At 73.3% G+C, this 6,438-nt stretch carries 6 protein-coding genes; 2 read left to right on the forward strand and 4 right to left on the reverse strand.

Annotation, left to right across the window (positions count from 1 at the left end):
• Nucleotides 1-497: gluconokinase (locus AN218_RS21390; protein WP_070018524.1), on the reverse strand; the 497-nt coding region annotated here is incomplete at its 3' end.
• 325 nt (nt 498-822) lie between these two features.
• Here AN218_RS21390 and AN218_RS21395 point away from each other — a divergent pair.
• Nucleotides 823-1,548, forward strand: coding sequence for a FadR/GntR family transcriptional regulator (locus AN218_RS21395; protein WP_070018519.1), 726 nt, complete (start codon nt 823-825; stop codon nt 1,546-1,548).
• 33 nt (nt 1,549-1,581) lie between these two features.
• Here the strand turns inward: AN218_RS21395 and AN218_RS21400 are convergent, their stop codons facing one another.
• Entirely contained in the window at nt 1,582-3,582 is a 2,001-nt protein-coding gene (locus AN218_RS21400; RefSeq protein ID WP_070018520.1) for an elongation factor G, read from the reverse strand.
• A 240-nt stretch (nt 3,583-3,822) separates the two neighbouring features.
• Nucleotides 3,823-4,530: a TetR/AcrR family transcriptional regulator C-terminal domain-containing protein gene (locus AN218_RS21405; protein WP_070018521.1), complete on the reverse strand. Its 708-nt coding sequence runs from the start codon at nt 4,528-4,530 to the stop codon at nt 3,823-3,825.
• A gap of 37 nt (nt 4,531-4,567) precedes the next feature.
• Between AN218_RS21405 and AN218_RS21410 the strand changes: the two genes are divergently transcribed.
• Entirely contained in the window at nt 4,568-6,070 is a 1,503-nt protein-coding gene (locus AN218_RS21410; RefSeq protein WP_070018522.1) for an FAD-dependent monooxygenase, read from the forward strand.
• Nucleotides 6,071-6,121: 51 nt separating this feature from the next.
• On the opposite strand, the gene AN218_RS21415 is transcribed toward AN218_RS21410, so the two are convergent.
• Nucleotides 6,122-6,438, reverse strand: a 317-nt coding sequence (locus AN218_RS21415) for an amidase family protein (protein WP_244900572.1), incomplete at its 5' end; no start/stop codon positions are given.

Genomic DNA, 6,438 nt, shown 5'->3' on the forward strand with positions numbered 1-6,438 from the left:
CGCAGCCGCCCGGGCGCCGCCGACCCGTCGCGGAACGCCGCGAGCGCCCGCCGTGTGACGGCCTCCGGTCCGGCGCCCACGGGGACGGCGGCCCCCGCCTCGTCCGGCTGGAGCGGCTCCAGCGCCGCGAACTGCGAGTCGAGCAGCGTGAGCGGCATGAAGTGGTCGCGGCGCTGTTCCATGCGGCGCGCGATCAGCGAGCGGTCCCCGGTGAGGTGGACGAAGAAGACGTGCGGGGCTGCGGCACGCAGCCGGTCGCGGTAGGCGCGCTTGAGCGCCGAGCAGCTCACGACCCCGCCGGATTCCGCCTGTTGACGGGCCCACGCGCCGATGGCGTCGAGCCACGGTTCGCGGTCGGAGTCGTCGAGGGGCCGCCCGGCGGTCATCTTGGCGACGTTCGCCGGGGGATGGAAGGAGTCGGCCTCGGCGTAGGGCACCCCCAGCGCCTCGGCCAGCAGCGCGCCGACGGTCGTCTTGCCGGTGCCGGCGACGCCCATCACGACCGCGACGCCGCGGTGCAGGCCGCCGGATCCGCGGTCGTCCGCGAGCCCGTCCGCGGGTCCGCCCTCGAACCCGCCGGGCCCGTACCCGAATCCGTCCACGAATCCGTCCGCGAGTCCGTCGCAGGGGCCGTCCGACGGGCCCGTCCCCTGCCTCCGGTCTGGAGACCCCATGCGCACCTCACTGTCGCTCTCCGTCAGGGCGCCGCACACTCAACCTCAATACGTCACACGTATTCAAGAGGTGGAAATGAATTCGTCATACTTAATTGGCGTGAGGGTCACCACGTACGCTGAGCCCACCGCACGACACGGGAGAGTCATGACCAGCCAGGCTGCGCACGGCCGTGACGAGGGGGGCCGCGGACTGCACGCGCGGCTGCTCGGCCGCCTCGGGCCCGCGATCACCGCGGGCGACTACCCTCCGGGCACCGTGCTGCTCACGGACGAACTGGCCGAGCGGTACGAGGTGTCGCGCACGGTCGTGCGCGAGGCGGTACGCGTTCTGGAGTCCATGCATCTCGTGGAGTCCCGGCGCCGCGTGGGCGTTCGCGTCCTGCCGACCGAGCAGTGGAACGTCTTCGACCCGCAGGTGATCACCTGGCGTCTCGCGGGCGCGGACCGGCCCCGGCAGCTCCGCTCGCTGACCCGGCTGCGCTCGGCCGTCGAACCGGTGGCCGCGCGGCTCGCCGCGGAGCTGGCCACGCCGGACGAGTGCGCCGAACTGACCGAGCACGCGCTCGGGATGGTGCGCACCTCGCGCGGGCAGCAGCTCCCCAACTACCTCGTGCACGACGTCGCGTTCCACCGCGTCATACTGCGGGCGTCGCGGAACGAGATGTTCGCGCGGCTCGGCGACGTCGTCGCCGCCGTACTGACCGGACGCACCGAGCACGAGGTGATGTTCAGCGACCCCCGCCCCGAGGCCGTCACCATGCACGTCCAGGTCGCCGAGGCCGTACGGGAGCACGACGGGGCGAACGCGGAGCGCTTGATGCGCACCATCACCGAGGACGCCCTCGCCGAACTGGACGTCCTGGCGCCCTGATCGAGGGTCCGTGCGCCGGGGCGCCCGCCGCGCTCAGGCGCCCGCGACTCTCCGTACGACCCGCAGCAGATACTCCTTCCTGTGCAGCGGATCGTGGTCCGTGCGCGGACGTTCGGGGATCTCGCCCGTCACCGGCCGGTAGTGCGCGAAGGCCGTCTCCAGCACGCCTTCGCCGCTGGTCAGCGTCGGCAGCCGACCCTCCAGGGCGTGGACGCGCGCCGCCGGCATCTCGCCCTCCAGCACATACGCGTCGCCCTTGGTGACCGGTGCACGCGGCACCGCGCGTAGCCGCGCGAGGACGGGCAGCACGGCGCCGAAGGAGACGGCGGGGATCTCCAGACGGAAGTGGTGCATCGGCTCGTGCACCGTCGTACCGGCGTCCCGGAGCGCGTCCATCAGCACCAGCGGCGTCAGCAGCCGGAAGTCGGCGCCCGTGCTCGACATGCTCTTGTCGAAGACCGCGTGGGCGTGGCTCTGCCGGGGCGCGTATCCGGAGTGCGTCATGGTCACGGCGCAGTCGGGGATCTGCCAGCCGTGCAGACCCTCGTGCAGCGTCTCGCGCACGGTGTCCTCGACGGCCCTCATGAACGCGTAGGGCATGGAGCCCAGTTCGACGTCCAGGCCGTAGCGCACGCCGCTGCCGGGCGGTGCCGGCTCGACGCGCAGACCGACCGTCGCCAGGAACGGGTTGGGCTCCTTGTCCATGATCTCCACCGCGGAGCCCGGCCCGTCGAGACGTTCGACGCAGATGGTCGTGGACTCGCGGAAGGCGACCTCCAGTCCGTACTCGTCGGCCAGCGTCGCCTGGACGACCTCCTTCTGTACCTCGCCGTAGAGCGATACGCGCAGCTCGCCGCGGAGTTCGTCCTGCCGCAGCCCGATCAGCGGGTCCTGTTCGGCGAGCAGCGTGAGCGCCGTGTGCAGCGCGCCCCTGTCCGCGTCGCGGGAGGCCGTGACCACCGTCTCCAGCGTCGGCGGCGCGAAGTGGTGCCCCTCCCGTGCCGCCGTCCGCTCCGTGCCGACCGCGTCGCCGATCCGTACGCCCGCGAGCCCGCGCAGCCTGCCGATGCGGCCGGCAGAGACGCACGGCGCCGGGGTGTGCGTCCCGTCCTCGAAGACGTCGATGCCGGTGACCTTGCCCTCGCCGGCGTCGCCGTGGAGCAGCCGGTCGCGCACCCGGACCGTGCCGGAGAACATGCGCACGTACGCGGTCTTCTGGCCGCCCTCCGCGCGCTCGACCTTGAACACCGTGCCGTGGGCGGGCCCTTGGGGATCGCCGACGCTGTGGGGCAGCAGTTCGGTGAGCCCGCAGGTGAGCGCCTCGACGCCCGCCCCGGTGACGGCCGAGCCGAAGAAGACGGGATGGACGAGGCCCCGCCGTGACTGTTCGGCGAGCGCCGCGCGCAGCCGGGCCGGGGTGAGGGACGCCTCGTCCTCGACGTACGCGGCGAGCAGGGCGTCGTCGTGCTCGGCGAGCACGTCGGCGAGGCGCGGCGGTGCCAAGGGGGTGCCGGACGCGCCGTACGGGGTGAACTCCGCGGCGGGCGTGCCGATTTCGCGGACCCGGCCCATCGGGACGGCGGCCGGGGTGAGCTTCTCCGCGATGCCGCGCAGGGTGTGCCCGTACCGGGCGCCGCGCCGGTCGGTCTTGTTGACGAAGAGCAGTGTGGGGATGCGCAGCCGCTGCAACGTCCGCATCAGCACACGGGTCTGCGCCTGTACGCCCTCGACGGCGGAGACGACCAGCACCGCGCCGTCGAGCACGCTGAGGACCCGCTCCACCTCGGCGATGAAGTCGGGGTGGCCGGGGGTGTCGATCAGATTGACGGCGGTGCCGCCGACGGCGAACGAGACGACGGCGGACTTGATGGTGATGCCGCGCTGCCGCTCCAGCGCGAGGGAGTCGGTACGGGTACTGCCGTCGTCGACGCTGCCGACCTCGTCGATGACACCGGCGGCGTGCAGCAGCCGCTCGGTCAGGCTCGTCTTACCGGCGTCTACATGCGCCAGGATTCCCAGATTGAGATGTTTCACGGAGCGTCATGTCCTCGGGGTGGAAGGCGATTCCTTTCTGGGTGGACATGAACGCTCGCCGCATCTCTGCTCCTGGTGTTCGCCGGTGCTGTCGCGCAGGAGCACAGCAGAGGGCGGCCACGGAGGGCAACCGGATTTCCGCCGGGCGGGCGGTGCCGCGGGCGGGGCGGGGAGCCGGACGTGGCGTCCCGGGACCGCAGCGACCCTCGGCCCGACTCCCGGCCCGCGGGCGGGTCTTCGTCAGTCCCGTTCGGCCGGGCCGAGCGTCGCGGCGATGCCGGCCACGACGGCCGCGAGCCCCTCCTCGAACCGGGCGTCGAAGTCGCCGAAGAGCTCCTCGCCCGCCTGCGCCGCCAGGGGGTACCGGGGGCCGAATGCCTCCGTACGCGCGGCCACGTCGTACCCGGGGTCGCGCTCGCCGGGCATCGGCTCGACGGCCTGCTGCTCGATGACGAACCCCTCGGTGAAGGCGAAGACGACGAAGGCGGCGCGGGCGGCGGCGCCCGGTGCGAAGCCCGCCGCGACCATCCGCCGCAGATATTCCTCCTGCCGTGCGGCGTGCCCGGCGTCGGTCAGGCGCGTGCCCGCGAAGACCTTGGCGCCGTCCCGGTAGCGCAGCAGCGCACGGCGCAGACCCCGGCCGGTCCCGGCCAGCACCTCCCGCCAGTCCTCGCCGGCGTCCGGCTCCCCGGCCTCACCGCCACCGCCCCCGTCACCGTCTCCCCCACCCTCCGGTGCACTCATCTCCCGCAGCATCACGGTGGCCATCTCGTCCAGCAGTTGCTGCTTGTGCTTGACGTGCCAATAGAGCGCGGGCGCCTGCACGTTCAGCTCCGTGGCGACGCGGCGCAGGGTCAGTCCTTCGAGCCCGACCTCGTTGAGCAACCGCAGTGCCGTCTCCACGATCTGCGCGCGGTCCAGCCGCGACCGCCCTTTCGCCTTCGCCATGTTGACAACTTAACACCGTTAAGGGCAGCCTTCCCCCATGGTTGAATTTAACGGCGTTAAGGAAGCGTCCGGATCCACCGCCGTACTGATCGCCGGCGCGGGCCCCGTCGGTCTGGCCCTCGCCTGCGACCTCGTGCGCCGGGGCGTACGGACGCGGCTCGTCGAACAGGGCGAGGAGCTCTTCCCCGGCTCACGCGGCAAGGGCCTCCAGCCCCGCACCGTCGAAGTCCTGGACGACCTCGGACTCGGCGAGGCCGTGCTGCGGGAGAGCGGCCGCTATCCGCGGATGCTCCCGTGGAACGGCGCCCAGCCCGGCGAGCCCTTCGACTTCGCCGCACCCGGTGAACCCCGGCCCGGCGAGCCCTACTTCGAGGGCCGCATGCTTCCCCAGTGGCGTACGCAGGCCCTGCTCCACGAACGGCTGCGCGCGCTGGGCGGCTCGGTGGAGTTCGGCACCCGGCTGTCCGGGCTCGAACAGGACGCGGACGGGGTGCACATACGGCTCACCTCCCGGGACGGACGTACGTCCACCGCGCACGCCGCCTTCCTCGTCGCCGCCGACGGGGGCCGCAGCACCGTGCGGACGATGCTCGGCATCGGCATGACCGGGGAGAGCGTCGACCCGCATCCGACGCTCGTCGCGGACGTGGCGGTCGCGGGCCTGGACCGCGGGCACTGGCACATGTGGCCGCACGCGGACGGCGGCGCCCTCGGCCTCTGCCCGCTGCACGGCACCGAACTGTTCCAGCTCACCGCACGGTTCACCGAGCCCGGCGCGGAACCGGAGACCTCGGCGGAGGCCGTACGCGCCCTCGTCGCCGGCCGCACACCGCTGGCCGCCGACGACGTACGGGAGGTGCACTGGGCCTCGGTCTTCCGCGCGAACGCGGCGCTCGCCGGCGCCTTCCGGCACGGACGCGTGCTCCTCGCCGGCGACGCGGCGCACATCCACTCCCCCGCCGGCGGCCAGGGTCTGAACACCGGCGTCCAGGACGCGTTCAACCTCGGCTGGAAGCTCGGGCAGGTGCTGCGGCACGGCGCGGACGACGCGCTGCTCGACACCTACGAAGAGGAGCGGATGCCACTCGCGGCGGGCGTCCTCGACCTCACCACGCGGATCCACCACGGCGCGCAGCGGCGCGGACGCGCCACCGGCCAGCTCGACATCGGCTACCGCGACAGCTCCCTCGCCGCCGAACTGCGGACGGCGCCGGACGGCGGACTGCGCGCCGGCGACCGCGCACCCGACGCCGAGTGCGTGACCGAACAGGGCGAACGGCTACGGCTGTTCGACGCCTTCCGCGGCCCGCACTGGACGCTGCTCGCCTTCGGGGGCGCACGGCTGCCGGACCCGGCCGCCGTGCCGTCCGGCGCGCACGTCCACGTCCACGCGATCCGCGACACCGAGGAGCACGCCGAAAAGGCGTACGGCGGGGGCGTGTTCCTCGTCCGCCCGGACGGTCATCTCGGCATCGCCGCGGACGCGGGCAGCGACGCGGACGAGGTCGCCGCGGCGCTCACCAGGCTGGGACTGCGCTGACGGCGTACGGGGTGGGGCAGGGCGCGGGTCCCGCGGTCCGCCCCCGTTCGGCTACCGCTCCGGCGGCCACCGCTCGAACCACCGCCGGTCCGCCTCCAGTTGGGCCGCCAGCCGTACGAGCAGGGGCTCGCTGCTCTCCGGTCCGAGGAGCTGCGCGCCCACCGGCAGCCCCGACGGTGTGAAGCCCGCGGGCACGTTGACGCCGGGCCAGCCCAGCACGTTCCACGGCCAGGCGTACGGGCAGTGCGCGATCATCGTGCGGTCCGTGCGCAGCCCCGAGAGCCCGGCGAGATCCCCGATGCGCAGCGGCGGCCCGGCGGTCGTCGGGGCGAGCACCACGTCGTAGCGGCGGAAGACGGCGCCCACCC

The sequence above is a fragment of the Streptomyces nanshensis genome (assembly GCF_001751255.1).
Taxonomy (GTDB): domain Bacteria; phylum Actinomycetota; class Actinomycetes; order Streptomycetales; family Streptomycetaceae; genus Streptomyces; species Streptomyces nanshensis_A.